The following is an 18,508-nucleotide window of genomic DNA, read 5'->3' on the forward strand; positions in this document are numbered from 1 at the left end:
GGGCCGCACCCCGGGTGGGGTGCGGCCCTCGCGTGCGTGGCCTGGTACGAGCCGGGTCAGAGACCCGCGATCCGGTCGGCCGGCTTGGTGAGGCCGGGGTGGGACTCGAAGTACGCCACGAGGTTGGCGAGGTCCTCGGGGCCACCCGTGAGGTTTGTCGCGCCCTTGAACGCGCTGAACCCGTCTCCGCCCTGGGCCAGGAAGCTCAGCGTCCCGACCCGGTAGGTGGCGGCGAGGTCGAGCGGAACCCCGTTGAGCGCCATCGACCCGGCGACGACCTTGGACCCCTGAGGGGCCGCAGAGTCCCAGGTGTAGCTGAAGCCGTTCGAGACGCACAGCGACAGGGTGCTGGCGGCACCGGTGGAGCTGACGCGGTACTGCTGCTCGAGGACGGCCTTGATCTGTGCGCCGGTCATCGTGACGGTGTTGAGCAGGTTGCCGAACGGGGCGATGTCGAAGGCCTCGGCGTAGGTGATCTGACCCGGGCCCTCGGTGTAGCGCGGCGCCATCGGCAGGGACTGCCGTACCCCTCCGACGTTCATGAGGGCGATCTGGGCCCCTCCGTTGGCACCTGAGGTGCCCCACAGGATGGCATCGGCCACGAGGGCGCCCATCGGGGTCTCGATGGCGCGGTTGGTACGGGGGTCGGAGTGACCGATGATGTCCTCGGTGTGGGTGCCCACCACCTTGGCCTTGAGGGGCCCGGCGAGGGTGTCCCACTTGGCGATGATCCCGGTGAGCACGGGGTCGGCCACGGTACGGGTGACGAGGTGGTTGGTCACGGTCGTGGCGGCACGGTCGACCTCACCGGTGAAACGGTCGACCTTGAGGGTCGACTCGGTGACGACGCGGCCGTAGTCGGCGGCCGAGGTGACGTAGCGGGGGTTGCCGGCGGGGTCGGGGATGGAGCAGACGTACGGGTTGTGGGTGTGACCCGTGACGATCTGGTCGATCTCGGGGCTGAACTCCTTGGCCATCGTGGCAATGGGCTCGGAGATCCCGACGCAGGAGTTGTAGGTGCCCGAGTTGGCCCCGCCCTCGTGCATGAGGACGACGATGGCGTTGACGCCCTGTGCCTTGAGCTTGGCGGCCTCGGCGTTGGCCGTCTCGACCTCGTCCTTGAAGGTCACGCTCGAGATCCCCGCGGGGCTGACGAGCAGGTCGGTGCCCTCGAGGGTCATCCCGATGAAGCCGACGTTGACGCCAGCGACGTTCTTGACCCAGGTACCGGGCAGCAGGGTGCCACTGCCGTCGTTCTTCTCCACGTTCGCGGCCAGCCACGGGAAGTCGGCGCCGGCGTACGGCTGGTCGGGGAAGTAGCAGCCGTCCTTCGGGTGGCAGCCGCCCTGCTGCATGCGGAGCAGCTCGGTGGTGCCCTCGTCGAACTCGTGGTTGCCGACGCTGCTGACATCCAGACCCATCGCGTTGAGCGACTCGACCGACGGCTCGTCGTGGAACAGGCCGGAGAGGAACGTGGAGCCACCGATGAGGTCGCCGGCGGCCACGGTCAGGCTGCGCCCGTCACCCACCTTGTCGCGCAGCTCGGTGAGCTTCGTGGAGAGGTACTCGGATCCCCCGACCGGCGTCTGGGACGGGTCGTGCACCACGGAGAGCGGGGGGTCGGTGGCCTCGAGGTGGCCGTGGTAGTCGTTGAACGACAACAGCTGCACGGTCTGCAGGCTCGGCTTCTTGGGCGGCTTGGTACCCGAGGCGGCGACGGCGGGGGTACCCGCGACGACGCCCGCGATCGCGAGGGTCGCGATACCGGCGCCGAGGACGCGCCGATGCATTCTGGTCATGTGTCTCTCCTTGGTGGGGTCAGGCGCGGCCCACCATAGGTGAGCCCCGACCCCTGATGAAGGGTGTGAATCACCCGAATTCGAGCCGTTGTCCGGGCGTGACCTGCCAGTCACCCGCGCGCCGCGGGTCAGGTGAGGCAGCGGGGTCCGAGGAGGACCTTGAGGTCGCCGAAGAGCGACTCGGTGGCGTTGACCCGGTACGCGGGGTCGAGCCGGATCTCCACCACGCGTCCCGGCTTGGCCAGGCGCAGGTGCACCTCGGTGGTACCCGGGTGGTTGGTGAGGACGCCCTTGAGCTCCTCGATGCGCTGCGTCGTGGCCCGCACGGTGTCCATGGTGACGACGACCGGACCGCGCGGCCCCTCGCTGACGTCGGGGAGGGTGAGCTCCTGGGCGTAGATCGAGACGGAGTCGTCGCGCCGGTTCACCTTGCCCCGGACCACGGCGACGGTGTCCTGCTGCAGCATCGGGCCCACGGCCATGTACGAGCTGGGGAAGAACAGGCACTCGATGGAGCCGGCGAGGTCCTCGACCGTGGCGATGGCCCAGAGGTCGCCCTTCTTGGTGCGCTTGACCTGCAGCCCGGTGATGAGGCCGGCGACGGTGACCATCGAGCCCTCGGGGCGGCCCCCCTCATCGGCGGTGAGCGCGGCGATCTGGGTGTCGGCGTGGGCCTGGAGGACGTGCTCCACCCCGAACAGCGGGTGGTCGGAGACGTAGAGGCCGAGCATCTCGCGCTCGAAGGACAGCAGGGTGGACTTGTCCCACTCCACGCCCGGCACCGCGGCCAGGCCCATGAGGTCTCCCCCGCCGGCGTCGGCGTCGTCGTCGCCGAAGGAGCCGAACAGGCTGTCCTGCCCGATCGCCTCCTGCCGCTTGACCGACACGAACGCGTCGACGTACTCCTCGTGGACGCGCAGCAGGCCCATGCGGGTCTCGGCGAGCCCGTCGAAGGCGCCGCCCTTGATGAGCGACTCGATGGTCCGTTTGTTGCAGACGACCGCGGGCACCTTGCTCATGAAGTCGCGGAACGAGGTGAAGCGTCCCTTCTCCTCGCGGGCGGCGATGATCGCCTCGACGACGTTGTGGCCGACGTTGCGGATCGCGTTGAGCCCGAACCGGATGTCGGTGCCGACCGCGGCGAACGGGCCGATCGAGTCGTTGACGTCGGGCGGCAGGACCTTGATGCCCATGCGGCGGCACTCGCCGAGGTAGAGGGCCGACTTGTCCTTGTCGTCGCCGACGCTGGTGAGCAGGGCGGCCATGTACTCGGCCGGGTAGTTGGCCTTGAGGTAGCCGGTCCAGTAGGAGACCAGGCCGTAGGCGGCGGTGTGCGCCTTGTTGAACGCGTAGTCGGAGAAGGGGACGAGGACGCCCCACAGCGCGGCGATGGACGCCTCGTTGAAGCCCTTGGCCTTCATCCCCTCGGAGAAGGGGACGTACTCCTTGTCGAGGACCTCCTTCTTCTTCTTGCCCATGGCGCGCCGTAGGAGGTCGGCGTTGCCCAGCGTGTAGCCCGCGAGCTTCTGGGCGATCTCCATGACCTGCTCCTGGTAGATCACCAGGCCGTAGGTGGTGCCGAGGATGGGCTCGAGGGCCGTGATCATCTCGGCCTGGAGCTTGCCCTCGAGCTGCGGGTCGAGCGGGATGAGCTCCTGCTTGCCGTTCTTGCGCAGCGCGAAGTTCGTGTGCGCGTTGACGCCCATCGGGCCCGGGCGGTACAGCGCGAGGGCCGCCGAGATGTCCTCGAAGTTGTCGGGCTGCATCAGCTTGAGCAGGGTGCGCATGCCGCCGCCGTCGAGCTGGAAGACGCCGAGCGTGTCGCCGCGGGCCAGCAGGTCGTAGGTGGGCTTGTCGGTCATGTCCTTGGACAGCGCGTCGAGGTCGATGACCTCGGCCCGGTTGGTCTGGACGTTGGAGATGGCGTCGTCGAGGATCGTGAGGTTGCGCAGGCCGAGGAAGTCCATCTTCACCAGGCCCAGGGCCTCGCAGCTCGGGTAGTCGAACTGGGTGATGACCTGGCCGTCCTGCAGCCGCCGCATGATCGGGATGACGTCGATGAGCGGCTCGCTGCTCATGATGACGCCGGCGGCGTGCACGCCCCACTGGCGCTTGAGCCCCTCGAGGCCCTTGGCGGTCTCGACGACCTCCTGGAGGTGGGTCTCGGTGGCGACGAGCTCGCGGAACTCCTTGCCCTCGCCGTAGCGGGCGTGCGTGGGGTCGTAGATGCCCGACAGCGGCACGCCCTTGCCCATGACGTCCGGCGGCATCGCCTTGGTCAGCTGCTCCCCCACCGCGAACGGGTGGCCCATGACGCGGGCGGCGTCCTTGACGGCCTGCTTGGCCTTGATGGTGCCGTAGGTGACGATCTGCGCGACCCGCTCGCTGCCGTACTTCTCGGTGACGTAGCGGATGACCTCGCCGCGCCGGCGCTCGTCGAAGTCGACGTCGAAGTCGGGGAGGGAGGGGCGCTCGGGGTTGAGGAACCGCTCGAAGATCAGGCCGTGGGGCACGGGGTCGAGGTCGGTGATCTTCATCGCGTACGCGCACATCGACCCGGCACCCGAGCCACGGCCGGGGCCGACGCGGATGCCGTTGTCCTTGGCCCAGGTGATGAAGTCGGCGACGACGAGGAAGTAGCCGGCGTACCCCTTGGTGACGATGACGTTCGTCTCGAACTCGGCCTGCTTCTGCGCGTAGTCAGGGATCCCGTCGGGGAACCGGTCGCGCAGGCCACGCTGGACCTCCTTGACGAACCAGCTCTCCTCGTTCTCCCCGGTGGGGCAGGGGAACCGGGGCATGTAGCGCCCCTCGTCCTCGGTGAACGAGATGTCGCACATCTCGGCGATGAGGAGGGTGTTGTCACACGCCTCGGGCAGCTCGCGCCAGGTGTGGCGCATCTCGGCCGGGCTCTTGAGGTAGAACTCGTCGGCGTCGAACTTGAACCGGTTGGGGTCCATCATCGTCGAGCCCGACTGCACGCACAGCAGCGCCGAGTGCGCCTTGGCGTCGTCGGGGCTCGTGTAGTGCAGGTCGTTGGTGGCGACGAACGGCATGTCCAGCTCGCGGGCCAGCCGGATGAGGTCCTTCATCGAGCGGCGCTCGACGTCGAGGCCGTGGTCCATGACCTCGCAGTAGAAGTTCTCCTTGCCGAAGATGTCCTGGAAGTCCGACGCCGCCTGCTTGGCCTCGGCGTACTGCCCGAGCCGCAGGCGGGTCTGGATCTCGCCCGAGGCGCACCCGCTGGTGGCGATGAGGCCCTTGCCGTAGCGGTCGAGGAGCTCGCGGTCGACGCGCGGCCACTTGGCGTAGACCTGGTCGAGGGAGGCCTGGCTGTCCATGCGGAACAGGTTGTGCAGGCCGACGTTGTCGCGGGCCAAGAGGGTCATGTGGGTGTAGGCGCCCGACCCGGAGACGTCGTCGCCGGGGCGGCTGCGCTCGTCGCCCCACTTGACGCGGGTCTTGTCGGTGCGGTGGGTGCCGGGCGTGACGTAGGCCTCGACGCCGATGATCGGCTTGACCCCGGTGCCCTGCGCCTTCTTCCAGAACTCGTAGGCGCCGAAGACGTAGCCGTGGTCGGTGGTGGCCAGCGCCGGCATCCCCATCTCGGCGGCCCGCGTGAACAGGTCGCCGATGCGCGCGGCACCGTCGAGCATGGAGTACTCGGTGTGGACGTGGAGGTGGACGAACGAGTCCGAGCCCTTCGACGTGCTGGTGGTCGGGGCGGGGCCGGAGGCGTTCGGGGAGGACATCGCGGACCATCCTAGGTCGGCCCGGGGACAGCCCTCGGCGTGTCGGTGCCGTGTCGCGTCGCCCATCGCGCCCCACCCGTCACAGCCCCCGCTGCCCGGTGCATCCCGCCTCCCCCACGGCGCGTGCTACCGCCTGGTACGTGGGGTGATCACCCCACGTACCAGGCGGTAGCACGCGGTTCGGAGAGGAGGCGGAGGGCGCGGTTCAGAGGCGGTCGAGGGCGGTGCGCAGGTCCTGCGGGTAGCTGCTCTCGAAGGTGACCCACTCCCCCGAGCCGGGGTGCTCGAAGCCCAGGCCGACGGCGTGCAGCCACTGGCGCTCGAGCCCGAGGCGGGCGGCCAGGGTGGGGTCGGCGCCGTAGGTGGGGTCGCCGACGCAGGGGTGGCGGACCGCGGCCATGTGGACCCGGATCTGGTGGGTGCGGCCGGTCTCGAGGTGGATCTCGAGCAGGCTGGCGTGGCGGAAGGCCTCGAGCAGCTCGTAGTGGGTGACGGCAGGCTTGCCGTTCTCCATCACGGCGAACTTGTAGTCGCCGCTGGGGTGGCGCCCGATGGGGGCGTCGATGGTGCCGACGAGCGGGTCCGGGAGTCCCTGGACGAGCGCGTGGTAGGTCTTCTCGACCCGGCGCTCCTTGAAGGCACGCTTGAGCACGGAGTACCCGCGCTCGCTCTTGCACACGACCATCAGGCCCGAGGTGCCGACGTCGAGGCGGGAGACGATGCCCTGCCGCTCGCTGGCCCCGCTGGTGGAGATGCGGTAGCCGGCGGCCTTGAGCCCGGACAGGACGTTGGGGCCGGTCCAGCCGACGCTGGGGTGCGCCGCGACGCCGACCGGCTTGTCGACGACGACGATGTCGTCGTCGTCGTGGACGACCGACATGCCGGGCACCGGCTCGGCGACGATCTCGAGGACGGCGCTGCGGGCGACGGGCAGGACGACCTCGAGCATGTCGCCGGCGCTGACCCGGTGGCTCTTGCCGACGTTGGCCGCGTTGACGCTGACGCCGCCCTCGGCGGCGAGGTCGGCGGCGCGGGTGCGGGAGAGGCCGAACAGGCGCGCGATGGCGGCGTCGACCCGTTCGCCCTCGAGCCCGTCGGGGACGAGGACGGTGCGTGCGTCAGTCATCGGCGTGCTCCGGGTGGTGGACCGGGCCGGCGATCGAGGTGCCGCGGTAGGTGAGCACCATGATCAGCCCGGCGGCGACGACGATGGCGATGTCGGCGACGTTGCCGACGAACCAGCCGAAGTAGTTGATGAAGTCGACGACGTGGCCGCGGCCGATCCCGGGCTCGCGGGCGAAGCGGTCGACGAGGTTGCCGAGCGCACCGCCGAGGAGCAGGCCGAGGGCGATCGCCCAGGGCATGTTGCCGACCTTGCGGGCCCCGACGAGGACCCAGCCGAGGATGGCGAGCGAGACGAGGGTGAGGACCCAGGTGGAGCCGTCACCGATGGAGAAGGCCGCGCCGGGGTTGCGCAGGAGGGTGAGGCTGATCCACGACCCGATGACCTCGACCGGCTCACCCGGGGTGAGGGCCGCGAGGGCCCAGATCTTGCTCAGCTGGTCGGCGACGAGGGTCGCTGCCGCGAGCCCGAGGAGGACGGCGTACAGCCGCCGCCGGCCTCCGGAGGGCTCCGGGGCCGGCGTGGACGGGGTGGGGTGGTCCGCGGTCAGCGGCGCTCCTGCTTCATCTTGCATGGCATGCATAGGGTCGCACGAGGTGCGGCCTGGAGCCTAAGTTTGCCGATGGGGTTGCCGCAGGACTCGCAGATGCCGTAGCTGCCGTCGACGAGGCGCTCGAGGGCGTGCTCGGTCTGCTCGAGCATCTCGCGGGCGTTGTTCGCCAGGGAGATCTCCTGCTCGCGCTCGTAGGTCTTGGCCCCGGCATCGGCCTGGTCGTCGCCGGCACCGTCACCGGAGTCACGCATCAGGCCGACGAGGTCGCTCTCGGCGCTGCTGATCTCCCGGCGCAGCTGCTCGATGTCGTGCTCGAGCTCGGCGCGGACCTCGGCGAGCTCCTTGGTCGTCCACGGCGACTCGTCCTCGCGGACGCGCAGGGTGGCGGCGCGGGCGGTGCTGCGACGCGGAGGCGTCGCCTTCGCGGGGACGGTCGTGGTGGCCGGTGCCTTCGTCGCGGGCGCCTTGGCCGCCGGAGCCTTCTTCACCGGCGCAGCCTTCGTCGCGGGGACGGCCTTGGTCGCAGCCGCCGTCTTCCCCGGCGCTGTCTGCTTGGCGGGCGCGGCCTTCGTGGCGGGAGCCTTCTTCACCGGCGCCGCCTTCTTCACCGGAGCCGCCTTCTTCGCCGGGGCGGCCTTCCTCGCCGCCGCCTTGGTCGCGGGAGCCTTCGTCGCCGGGGCGGCCTTCGTCGTCGGAGCCTTCTTCGCGGCCGGGGCAGCCTTCTTCGCCGACACGGCCTTCGCCGGCGCCTTCGTGGCCGGGGCCGCCTTCTTCGCGGGCGCCGCCTTCTTCGCGGGCGCCTTCTTCGCCGGCGCCGCCTTCTTCGCGGCCGCGGCCCTTGCCGGTGCCTTCGTCGCGGCCGCCTTGGTGGCCGGAGCCTTGGTGGCGGCCTTCTTCGCGGCCGGGGCGGCCTTCTTCGGGGTCGAGGCCGTGGAGGTCGCGGGCGTGGCCTTCGAGGCCGATCCCGTTCCCCCACGGACGGCTCGACGCGCGGTCGCCGCGGCCCGAGCCCCCACCTGCTTCGCCGCGGACAGCGCCGCCTTGACCATGTCGACCCACTTCCGGGTGAGCGGTCAGGCCCCATCGGCCGACCGGTGGGCCGAGGATATGCCCCGCACCGGGCCTTCTCAACGACGAAACGCCCTCCGGGACGCGCGATCTCGACCACACGGCGAAGGGCCCGGCCGACCGGCCGGGCCCTTCATCGGTGCAGGTGTCAGCCCTGTCGCTCGTGCTGCGGCTCCGCGGCCGCCTGCTCCTCGTCGTCGGCTGCCTCGTCGCCCGAGTCGACCGCGACGTTCTTCAGCTCGGCGAGCTGACCCTGGATGTAGGTGTGCAGCCGCTGGCGGTAGTCGCGCTCGAAGCCCTGGAGCTCCTCGATCTTGCGCTCGAGCAGACCACGCTGGCGTCCGAGGTCCTCGAGGATCGAGGCCTTCTTCTGTTGCGCCTCGGCGACCATGCCCGTGGAGCGCTCGCGCGCCTCGGTGAGCATCTCGTCGCGCTTGGTCGTGGCGGCGCTGATCATCTCGTCGCGCTGCGAGGTGGCCGTGGAGAGCATCTCGTCGCGCTGCGAGGTTCCCGTGGAGATGAGCTCCTCGTTCTTCGCGGTCCCGGTGGAGATCAGCTCGTCGTGCTTGGCCTGCGCCGTGGAGATGAGCTCGTCGTGGCGGTTCTGCGCCGTGGTGATGAGCTCGTCGTGGCGGGTCTGGCCCTCGTTGACCAGCTCGTCGCGACGCGCCTCACCGGCGGCGACGTGCTCGTCGTGCAGGCGCTGCGCGAGGGCGATGACCCCGGCGGCGCTGGCGCCACCACCGGCACCGGCGAGGGCCGCGGCGCCGAGCGCCGACCCCTCACCCTCGGACTGGCTGCGCGAGGCCGCGGCGGCCTCGGCGTCACGCTTGGCCTGCTCGGCCTGCGCCTCGGCGGCGGCGATGCGGGCCTGCGCGTCCTGCTCGACCTCCTGGAGGCGGGCCTGGAGCGTCGCGACCTGCTCGTCGACGGCCGAACCGGCCTCCTGGCGCTGGCCCTCGAGCGTCGTGAGCTGCGAGCGGGTGTCACCGAGGTGGCCCTCCAGCTCGCGCACGCGGCCGTCGAGCTCGCCGGCGCGCTGCTCGGCGGTGGTGGCGCGCTCCTCGAGCTCCCCGACCTTGCCCTCGAGCTCGTCGGCGCGGGCCTGCTGCTCGTCGGCGCGGGCGACGGCCTCGCGGGCCTGCTCCTCGAGCTCGGTGTTGCGGTGCTCGAGCTGGCCGACCTTGCCCTGGAGCTCGGCGTTGCGGCCCTCGATGTCGCCGCTCTTGCCCTCGAACTCGCCGAGGCGGGCGGTGAGCTCGCTGCGGGTGCCCTCGAGCTCGGAGACCTTCGTCGTCAGCTCGGAGCGGGTGCCCTCGAGGTCCGCGACGCGCGCGGCCAGGGTGGCGTTCTTCGAGCGCAGCTCCTCGAGCTCCTTGGCGGAGGTGTCGGGGACGGCCGCCGCGGCGGCAGCGACCGGGGCCAGGCCCTTGCCCTCGCGGACGGCGTTGACCTCGCCGCGCAGGTCGTCGGACTCCTTGGTCATCCGGCGCATCTCGGCGACGATGTCGTCGAGGAAGTCGTCGACCTCGCGCTCGTCGTAGCCCCGACGGAACTGGGTCTGGGTGAACGTCTTGTTGAGGACGTCCTCAGGCGTGAGAGCCATGGGTGATCTCCTGTGGGTGGCAGGGCGGCGGGGTCCGGGAAGGTCGCGCGCCAGCCTACGCGATGACGGGGCTCAGGTGACAGGTGATGTCTGGCCCGTGGAGTGGCCGACCGGGCCCGGGGAGGTCGAGACGGGGTGTCCGGGGCGTCAGAGCAGGATGTAGAGCAGGTAGACCGCGAAGAACAGCACCATGAACGACAGGTCGATCGAGGCCCCGCCGAGGCGCAGCGGCGGGATGACCTTGCGCAGCGCCCGCAGGGGCGGCTCGGTCATCGTGTAGATCGGCTCGGCCACGACCAGCGCGGCACCGCGCGGCCGCCACTCCCTCGCGAAGATCCGGATCCAGTCGAAGACGAGCCGGCCGATCATCACGAGGAGGTAGAGGAAGACGACGAAGCGCAGGACCCCGAGCACGGCATTCATGAGCGACAGTGTGTCCGACGCGGCTGGAGCCGGGCTGGGCCGGGGTCAGCTCTGGTTGAAGACGCCTCGACCGGCGGGGCCGGCGATCTCCTCGGCGTTGACCTCGACGGTCTCGGGCGAGAGGAGGAACACCTTCGAGGTGACCCGCTCGATCGAGCCGCGCAGGCCGAACACCAGGCCGGCGGCGAAGTCGACGAGACGCTTGGCGTCGGAGTCGGACATGTCGGTGAGGTTCATGATGACCGGGACGCCGTCGCGGAAGTTCTCGCCGATGGTCTTGGCCTCGTTGTACGTGCGCGGGTGGATCGTCGTGATCCGCGAGATGCCGACGGCCTCGGGCGAGCGCACGACGTGCGCCACGGGTTGGCGGGTGTGCAGCGGGGTGACCTCGGCGCCGCGGTGCGGCTCGTGGGCGTCCTCGACCTCGGTGGGCTCCTCGTAGCCCTCGTAGTACTCGTCGTCGTAGCGACCCTGGTCCTCGGCGAGGCCCAGGTAGACCATCGTCTTGCGCAGCGCGCCTGCCATTGAGTGCTCCTCGGTCGTCGGCCCCGCCCTTTCGGGGCCTTGAGTCGTGACCGAAGTTACCGGTGTGACTGCCGAGAACCGAGGATTGCCGACCCGACACGCAGGTGTGTCGCGCCCTCGGCCACCGCCTCCTCGAGGTCGCCGCTCATGCCGGCCGACACCCAGGTCGCGTCGGGGTGGTCGCGGCGCACCGCGTCCGACACCTCGCGCAGCCGGGCGAAGGCGGGTCGCGGGTCGGAGCCGAGCGGGGCCACGGCCATGACCCCGCGCAGCCGCAGGGCGTCCGTGCCGGCCACGAGGTCGGCGAGCGCGCGCGCCTCGCCGGGCGCCACCCCACCGCGACCGGTGGCGTCGTCGAGCGAGACCTGCAGGGTGACGTCGAGGACGCGGCCCGCCTCCTGGGCGCCGCGGTCCAGTGCCGTGACGACCTTCGGGCGGTCGAGCGACTGCACGACGTCGGCGTACCGCGCGACCGACGCCGCCTTGTTGCTCTGCAGCTGGCCGATGAAGTGCAGCATCACCCGCGCGCGGTCGGCGACCTCGGCGGCCTTGGCCGACGCCTCCTGGTCGCGGTTCTCGCCGATGTCGGTGACCCCCAGGTCGACGAGGAGGTCGACGTCGCTCGCCGGGAAGAACTTGGTGACGACGACGAGGTGCGGCTCGTCCTCCCGCCCCGCCTGCTCGAGGGCCCGGGTGATGCGGTCTCGCACCGCCTCGAGGTTCGCGGCGAGCTCGGCCCGTCGTGCGTCGGCGTCGGTGGTCACGTCGCGGCCAGGGCGACGACCCCGGCGTAGCGACCGGTGGTGCCGTCGCGCCGGTAGGAGTAGAGGTCGTCGCGCTCGCGCGAGCAGCCCGGCACCCACCGGACGGGGATGTCGGCATCGCGCAGCTGGGCCACGACCCCGGCGGCGACGTCGATGGCGGGGGTGCCGGTCCACGACACCGTGGCACTGACCGGCTGGACCTCGGCCGCGCCCGCGCGCATGTCCTCGGGCACCTCGTAGCAGCGACCGCACACCGACGGCCCGACGACGGCGTCGACCTCACCGGCGCCGAGCTCGGCCATGACCTCGAGGGTGCGCGGGACGACGCCGGCGACCATCCCGGGGCGGCCGGCGTGCACCGCGGCGACCACTCCCCCGGAGCCGTGCAGCAGGACCGGCACGCAGTCGGCCACGAGTACCGCGAGGGCCACCTCAGCCGAGCGGGTGACCAGCCCGTCGCACTGTGGCGGGGTGTCGGGGACGCCGTCGACGACCGCGACCCCGGCACCGTGGCACTGGTCCATGTAGACGACCGGGCGCCCCACCCGCTCGCGCAGCAGCCGCCGGTTCTCGGCGACGGCCGCGGGGTCGTCCTCGACGTGCGCGCCGAGGTTGAGCCCGGACCAGCGCCCCGTGCTCACCCCCGCCGAGCGGTCGGTGACGGCCCGGAGCACTCCGGAGCGGGTCTCGTGCCAGGCGAACACGGGTCCACCGTAGACGCGCGAGGGGCGGGCCGGATGGACCGGCCCGCCCCTCACCTGCGTGGGTCTCCTACTTGAGGAAGTCCGGCACGTCGAGGTCGTCGTTCTCGTCGAACGTCACCGTGCGCGGCGGCGTCTGCTGCCGCACCGGCTCGACGACGGCCTCCGAGCGCTCGGTGTGCACCGGCGACTCCGAGCCGTTGTGGCTCGGCACCGTGACCTCGGCCCGCGGGGCCGGGGCGTGCACCGGTGCTGCCACGGGCGGCGCGACCGGACGGTGCTCCTGGACCGGCGCCGCGGGAGCGGCCGGGGCCGCCGCCGGGGCGGGACGGCCCTGGATGGTGCCGAGCGCGCGGTTGTCGGCGCGGTGGATGGGAGCCCCACCGTCGAACCCGGCGGCGATGACGGTGACCCGCACCTCGTCGCCGAGCGCGTCGTCGATGACCGCACCGAAGATGATGTTCGCCTCCGGGTGCGCGGCCTCCTGGACCAGGCGCGCGGCCTCGTTGATCTCGAACAGGCCGAGGTCGCTGCCACCCTGGATGGAGAGCAGGACTCCGTGGGCGCCGTCGATGCTCGCCTCGAGGAGCGGACTGGAGATCGCCAGCTCGGCGGCCTGGACCGCGCGGTCCTCGCCGCGGGCCGAGCCGATGCCCATGAGCGCCGAGCCGGCCCCCTGCATCACCGACTTGACGTCGGCGAAGTCGAGGTTGATCAGGCCCGGGGTGGTGATGAGGTCGGTGATGCCCTGGACACCGGACAGCAGGACCTGGTCGGCCGAGCGGAACGCGTCGAGCATCGAGACGCCGCGGTCGCTGATGGACAGCAGCCGGTCGTTCGGGATGACGATGAGGGTGTCGACCTCCTCGCGCAGCGAGGCGATGCCGGTCTCGGCCTGGTTGGCGCGGCGCCGGCCCTCGAAGGTGAAGGGGCGGGTGACGACGCCGATGGTGAGGGCGCCGAGCCCCTTGGCGATCCGCGCGACGACGGGGGCGCCACCGGTACCGGTGCCACCACCCTCACCGGCGGTGACGAAGACCATGTCGGCCCCCTTGAGGACCTCCTCGATCTCCTCGGCGTGGTCCTCGGCGGCCTTCTTGCCGACCTCGGGGTCGGCGCCGGCGCCGAGCCCGCGGGTGAGCTCGCGGCCGACGTCGAGCTTGACGTCGGCGTCGCTCATGAGCAGCGCCTGGGCGTCGGTGTTGACCGCGATGAACTCGACCCCCTTGAGGCCGACCTCGATCATCCGGTTGATGGCGTTGACACCGCCGCCGCCGATGCCGACGACCTTGATGACGGCGAGGTAGTTCTGGGGTGCTGCCACGATGCGGGCCTTCCACTCATGTTCAGTGCGGACGCGGTCACTGCGTCCGGTCGGGCGGTACGGTGTGGTCGAAACCCTCAACATCTACTTGACGGTAACGGTTCGGTCACGGTGCGATGGGACGACGCTAAGTCGGCCGACGGGGTCCGGCAACGAGGCCACGGGCGTGTCGCGACATCCCCGGAGGAAATTGTCACACGAGCCGACCCATCCGTCTCGCGCGCCCCGTCCGTCACACCCGCCCCGTGCGTCACGCACTCGTGGGATCGGTGCGACCTGCGTGACCCGAGGGTCAGCGGGTGACCGGGGTGTCGGGCGCACTGACGTCGATGACCTTGGCCTTCGTCGTCAGCAGGGCCCGCAGGATGGCCACCTTGCGCGGCGACTCCTCCCCGCTCCCCCACACCACGGTGCGGCTGCCCAGGGTGAAGGTCACGAGGTCGGCGCTGCTCACCGTCACGGCCCGCACGTCCTCGGCCAGGTCCGGCGGGAGCGACTGGAGCAGGGCGAGCGAGGACTGCAGCGCCTCGACCGTGGTGCCCTTGGAGCCGGTGGCCGTGACGACGGGGACGCCGGCCGGGGCCGTGGCCACCTCGCGGAAGGCGACCCCCTCCGCATCCACGACCTCCAGTGCACCCTGAGGGTTCTTCATCACCAGGGCGGCGGTGCGCGGGACCACCTCGACGGTCAGCGTCGTGGGCCACGAGCGGCGCACCGAGACCTCGGCGACGGTGATCCGCTCGCGCACCCGGTCGGCGACGGCGTCGGTGTCGACCCGCGCCAGCGGGGTGCCGAGGGGCACGGCGGCGAGCTCGGACACGGCGGTGGCCTCCTCACCGGTCACCCCCACGACGTCGACACCGGAGACGCCGAGCAGGTGGCTCCACCCGACGACCCAGACGAGCCCGGCGGTGGCGGCCAGGAGGGTGAGCCAGGTGAGGACCCGGCGTAGCGGACGGCGCCGGTTCGACAGGGCCCGCTCGCGGAACCGGTTGGCGGTGGACGCGGCGCCGGCCGGTGCGCGGTCGGGGCGATGGGTGCCGATGCTCACGGGGTCCCTCCTGCGGTGCGGGCGGCCAACGCCTCGAGGAGCAGCGGGCCGAGCCGGGTGACGTCTCCGGCCCCGACGGTGAGGACGAGGTCGCCGGGCCGGGCCGCGGCCGCGACGAGCGCCACGGCCTCCTGCGGGCTCGGGCCCACGACGACGGTGCGCTCCCCCGGCAGGTCGCGCAGCGGGTCGCCGACGAGGTGCGAGCCGACTCCCTCCATCGGCTCCTCGCGGGCGCCGTAGACGTCGAGGAGGATGACGTGGTCGGCCGGCGCCAGGGCTGCGGCGAAGGCGCCGGCGAAGTCGCGGGTGCGCGAGTAGAGGTGCGGCTGGAAGACGACGTGCAGGGCGCCGCCGCCGGACCGGCGGACGATCGCCGCGGCGGTGCTGACGAGGGCGGCGACCTTGGGCGCGTTGTGTGCGTAGTCGTCGACGACGGTGACGCCGTCGGCCTCGCCGCGCACCTCGAACCGCCGTCTCGCACCGGTGAACCCGGCCAGGCCCGCGAGGACCGCCCCGGGCTCGGCACCACACCCGTCGACGGCGGCGAGGTACGCGCCGCAGGCGTCGAGGACGTTGTGGGCGCCGGGGACGAGGAGGTCGAGGGAGAGCTCGGTGCCGTCGCGCACGAGGGTCGAGTGCGTGCCGAGGCCGTCGGGCTCGGTGGCGAGCACCCGCAGGTCGGCCCCCTCGTCGTAGCCGTAGGTGAGGACGAGCCGTCCGGACTCGCGAGCGCGGTCGGCGAGGGCGCGGCTGCCGGGGTCGTCGTGGCAGGCGACGAGAAGGCCGCCGTCGACGACCGAGTCGGCGAACTGCCGGTAGGCGGCGACGACGTTGGCCTCGGTGCCGTAGAAGTCGAGGTGGTCGGGCTGGACGTTGGTGACGACCGCGACGTGCGGCCGGTAGGCGAGGAAGGAGCCGTCGCTCTCGTCGGCCTCGACGACGAAGGGCGCTCCCCCGCCGACGGCCGCGTTGGTGCCCAGCTGGGCGATCTCCGCACCCGCCGCGTACGACGGGTCGGCGCCGGCGGCGACGAGCCCCACGACGAGCATGGCCGTGGTCGTCGTCTTGCCGTTGGCCCCGGCGACCGCGACCCGCTGGTCGTCGGACATCAGGGACGCCAGGGCCTGGGACCGGTGCAGCACACGGGAACCGGCGGCGCGGGCGGCGGCGACCTCGACGTTCTCCTCGCGCACGGCCGAGGAGATGACGAGGGTGTCGGCAGCCTCGACGTGGGCGGCGTCGTGCCCCACGTCGACCCGCTCGGCCCCCGCGTCGCGCAGGGCCTGCAGGGTCGGCCCGTCGGCCGCGTCGGAACCGGTGACCGGGACACCCCGCGCGAGCAGCAGCCGGGCGACGGCCGACATCCCCGCCCCGCCGATGGCGACGAGGTGGACGCGGCCGAGCTCGCCCACGGGCGGCACGGGGTCGGTGAAGTCGAAGCGGGGGTTGACGCCGTCCACGGGTCAGCGCCCCCCGGCGGCGGCCACGACGAGGTCGGCGAGGAGCTCGTCGCCCCCGCGCTCTCCCACCGAGGCCGCGGCGGCCGCCATCGTGTCGAGGCGGCCCCGGTCGCCGGCCAGCGGGACGACGGTGGAGCGCACCCACGCGGCGTCGACGGCAGCGTCCTCGACGAGCACGCCACCACCGGCGGCGATGACGCTGCGAGCGTTCAGCCGCTGCTCGCCGTTGCCGATGGGCAGGGGGACGTAGACCGCGGGCAGGCCGACCGCGGTGAGCTCGCACACCGTGTTGGCGCCGGACCGGGCGACGACGAGGTCGGCCGCGGCGTAGGCGAGGTCCATGCGGTCGCAGTACTCGAGGACGACGTAGGGGGTGCCGCCGATCCCGGTGGGGGTGAACGACTTCCCGGTACCCGTGACGTGGAGGACCTGGATGCCGGCCGCCGACAGGTCGGCCGCGGCGGCACCGAAGGCGTCGTTGAGGCGCTGCGCCCCGAGGGAGCCGCCCGTGACGAGCACCGTGGGAGCATCGGTGAGCCCGAACCGTTCTCGCGCCTCGGCCCGGTGGAGGGCGCGGTCGAGCGTCGCGATCTCGTGGCGCAGGGGCATGCCCGTGACCGTGGCGTTGCGCAGGGCGGTGCCGGGGAAGGTCACGCCCACCCCGTGGGCGAAGCGCGCACCGAGCCGGTTCGCCAGCCCCGGGCGGGCGTTCTGCTCGTGGACGACGACGGGCACACCGCGCCGGCGCGCCGCGAGGTAGGCGGGCGACGACACGTACCCGCCGAAGCCGACGACCACCTGGGCGCCGGTGCTGGCGATCGCGTCCTCGGCGGCGGCGATGGCGCGGCGCAGGTTGCCGGGCAGGCGCAGGAGGTCGCCGGACGGCCGCCGCGGGAACGGCACCTTGGGCACCTCCAGCAGCGGGTAGCCGCGCTCGGGCACCAGGCGCGCCTCGAGCCCGGCCGCGGTCCCCAGCGCCGTGACGGCGATGGAGGGGTCACGGCGGCGCAGGCAGTCGGCGAGGGCGAGCAGGGGCGAGACGTGTCCCGCCGTGCCACCACCCGCCAGGAGGACCGACCGCAGGGCGGTCGTCGTCATCGGCCCGTCCTCCGCGACCGGGCGGCGACGGACGGGATGACGGCGAGCGAGCGACGCAGGGCCGACGGGCGCGCGGACAGCGCGGCGGCACAGCCGGGTTCGGACCGGGCGAAGGACATGAGGATGCCCAGCGCGAGCATCGTCGTGATGAGCGAGGAGCCACCCGAGGACACGAGTGGCAGCGGCACCCCGATGACGGGCAGGAGGTTGATGACGGCTCCGATGTTGATGAGCGCCTGGACCACGATCCACGTCATGATCCCGGCCGTGGCGATCCGGACGAAGAAGTCGTCGGTGCGGGTGACGAGGCGGTAGCAGGCCAGCGCCAGGCCCGCGAAGAGCAGCAGCACCGCGAGGGTGCCCGGGAGCCCGAGCTCCTCGCCGATGATCGCGAAGATGAAGTCGTTGTGCGGCTCGGAGAGCAGGCCCCACTTCTCGCGGCTGGCGCCCAGCCCGAGGCCGAACCACCCGCCGTCGGCGAGGGCGTAGCGGCCGTGGATGGGCTGGCGTGCGGCGCCGAACTCGTTGGTGTCGCGGCCGAGCCAGACGTCGAAGCGTCCGAGCCGGTTGGGGCTGGTGACGACGAACGCCACGGCCATCGCGATGAACGGCGCACCGGCGAACCCGAACCAGCGCAACGGGATCCCCGCGGCGAAGAGCACGCCCGCGACGATGGCGCCGAGGATCATCACCGTGCCGAGGTCGTGGCCGAGGATCACGGCGCCGATGCTGAACGCGGCGAGCGGCACGAGGTAGGGCACGAGGACGTGGCTGAACGAGTGCAGCGACTTGCGCTTCGCCGACAGGATCAGCCCGCCGGACAGGACGAGCCCCAGCTTGATGACCTCGGAGGGCTGCACGGTGATCGGCCCGAGCTTGAGCCAGTTCTGGTTGCCCTTGACCTCGTACCCCAGCGGCGTGAGCACGAGGAGCTGGAGGACCATGCCGGAGAGCAGCACCGGCAGGGCGAGCTTCTTCCACGTCGGCACGCTGAGGCGCGACGCGACGACGAGGGCGACGAGCCCCACGAGCGCGAACGCCGCCTGCTTGAGGAAGATCGCGTAGGCCGAGGAGTTGTTGCCGATGGAGACGATCGACGAGGCGGACAGCACCATGATCAGCCCGAAGACGACGAGGGCCGCCGTGACGCAGACGAGCAGGTAGTACGTGGTGACCGGCGAGTCGAACCGGGACAGCCACGACGACAGGCGACCGGTGGACCGCGTCTCGCTGCGCGCCGTGGCGGTGGCGCTGCTCACGG

Annotated in this window: 15 protein-coding genes; all 15 read right to left on the reverse strand. The window is 72.0% G+C overall.

All coding sequences use genetic code 11. The features are described from left to right. Positions 1-56: 56 nt before the first annotated feature. A complete protein-coding gene (locus tag ACFLFB_RS11950; RefSeq protein WP_392542401.1) occupies positions 57-1,799 on the reverse strand; it encodes a bifunctional metallophosphatase/5'-nucleotidase in 1,743 nt (580 codons plus the stop codon). A 128-nt stretch (positions 1,800-1,927) separates the two neighbouring features. Beyond that, the gene (dnaE, locus tag ACFLFB_RS11955; RefSeq protein ID WP_392542402.1) at positions 1,928-5,551 is read right to left on the reverse strand and encodes a DNA polymerase III subunit alpha; all 3,624 of its coding nucleotides are present in this window, start codon (positions 5,549-5,551) and stop codon (positions 1,928-1,930) included. Between the two features lie 205 nt (positions 5,552-5,756). After that, positions 5,757-6,677 (reverse strand): RluA family pseudouridine synthase, encoded by a 921-nt coding sequence (locus tag ACFLFB_RS11960; RefSeq protein ID WP_392542403.1) that lies wholly within the window; start codon positions 6,675-6,677, stop codon positions 5,757-5,759. Continuing rightward, a complete protein-coding gene (gene lspA, locus ACFLFB_RS11965; protein ID WP_392542404.1) occupies positions 6,670-7,248 on the reverse strand; it encodes a signal peptidase II in 579 nt (192 codons plus the stop codon). The genes ACFLFB_RS11960 and lspA overlap by 8 nt, the downstream gene beginning before the upstream one ends. Next, entirely contained in the window at positions 7,221-8,276 is a 1,056-nt protein-coding gene (locus ACFLFB_RS11970; RefSeq protein ID WP_392542405.1) for a TraR/DksA family transcriptional regulator, read from the reverse strand. Before ACFLFB_RS11970 ends, lspA begins: the two co-directional genes overlap by 28 nt. A 167-nt stretch (positions 8,277-8,443) precedes the next feature. Next, a complete protein-coding gene (locus ACFLFB_RS11975; protein WP_392542406.1) occupies positions 8,444-9,901 on the reverse strand; it encodes a DivIVA domain-containing protein in 1,458 nt (485 codons plus the stop codon). Positions 9,902-10,048: 147 nt separating this feature from the next. Next, positions 10,049-10,324, reverse strand: coding sequence for a YggT family protein (locus ACFLFB_RS11980; protein ID WP_392542407.1), 276 nt, complete (start codon positions 10,322-10,324; stop codon positions 10,049-10,051). A 45-nt stretch (positions 10,325-10,369) separates the two neighbouring features. Beyond that, entirely contained in the window at positions 10,370-10,849 is a 480-nt protein-coding gene (locus ACFLFB_RS11985; protein ID WP_392542408.1) for a cell division protein SepF, read from the reverse strand. 56 nt (positions 10,850-10,905) lie between these two features. Next, positions 10,906-11,613 (reverse strand): YggS family pyridoxal phosphate-dependent enzyme, encoded by a 708-nt coding sequence (locus ACFLFB_RS11990; RefSeq protein ID WP_392542409.1) that lies wholly within the window; start codon positions 11,611-11,613, stop codon positions 10,906-10,908. Beyond that, positions 11,610-12,317: a polyphenol oxidase family protein gene (locus ACFLFB_RS11995; RefSeq protein WP_392542410.1), complete on the reverse strand. Its 708-nt coding sequence runs from the start codon at positions 12,315-12,317 to the stop codon at positions 11,610-11,612. The genes ACFLFB_RS11990 and ACFLFB_RS11995 overlap by 4 nt, the downstream gene beginning before the upstream one ends. Before the next feature lie 67 nt (positions 12,318-12,384). Next, the gene (gene ftsZ, locus ACFLFB_RS12000) at positions 12,385-13,638 is read right to left on the reverse strand and encodes a cell division protein FtsZ (RefSeq protein ID WP_392542411.1); all 1,254 of its coding nucleotides are present in this window, start codon (positions 13,636-13,638) and stop codon (positions 12,385-12,387) included. A gap of 292 nt (positions 13,639-13,930) precedes the next feature. Next, a complete protein-coding gene (locus ACFLFB_RS12005) occupies positions 13,931-14,689 on the reverse strand; it encodes a cell division protein FtsQ/DivIB (RefSeq protein WP_392542412.1) in 759 nt (252 codons plus the stop codon). Next, positions 14,686-16,149: a UDP-N-acetylmuramate--L-alanine ligase gene (gene murC / locus ACFLFB_RS12010; RefSeq protein ID WP_392542413.1), complete on the reverse strand. Its 1,464-nt coding sequence runs from the start codon at positions 16,147-16,149 to the stop codon at positions 14,686-14,688. Before murC ends, ACFLFB_RS12005 begins: the two co-directional genes overlap by 4 nt. Positions 16,150-16,152: 3 nt before the next feature. Further along, positions 16,153-17,247, reverse strand: coding sequence for an undecaprenyldiphospho-muramoylpentapeptide beta-N-acetylglucosaminyltransferase (gene murG, locus ACFLFB_RS12015; protein WP_392542414.1), 1,095 nt, complete (start codon positions 17,245-17,247; stop codon positions 16,153-16,155). Further along, complete coding sequence (ftsW, locus tag ACFLFB_RS12020) at positions 17,244-18,506, reverse strand: putative lipid II flippase FtsW (protein ID WP_392542415.1); 1,263 nt, start codon at positions 18,504-18,506, stop codon at positions 17,244-17,246. The genes murG and ftsW overlap by 4 nt, the downstream gene beginning before the upstream one ends. Positions 18,507-18,508: the final 2 nt, after the last annotated feature.

The organism is Oryzobacter telluris, from assembly GCF_043099285.1.
GTDB lineage: Bacteria > Actinomycetota > Actinomycetes > Actinomycetales > Dermatophilaceae > Oryzobacter > Oryzobacter telluris.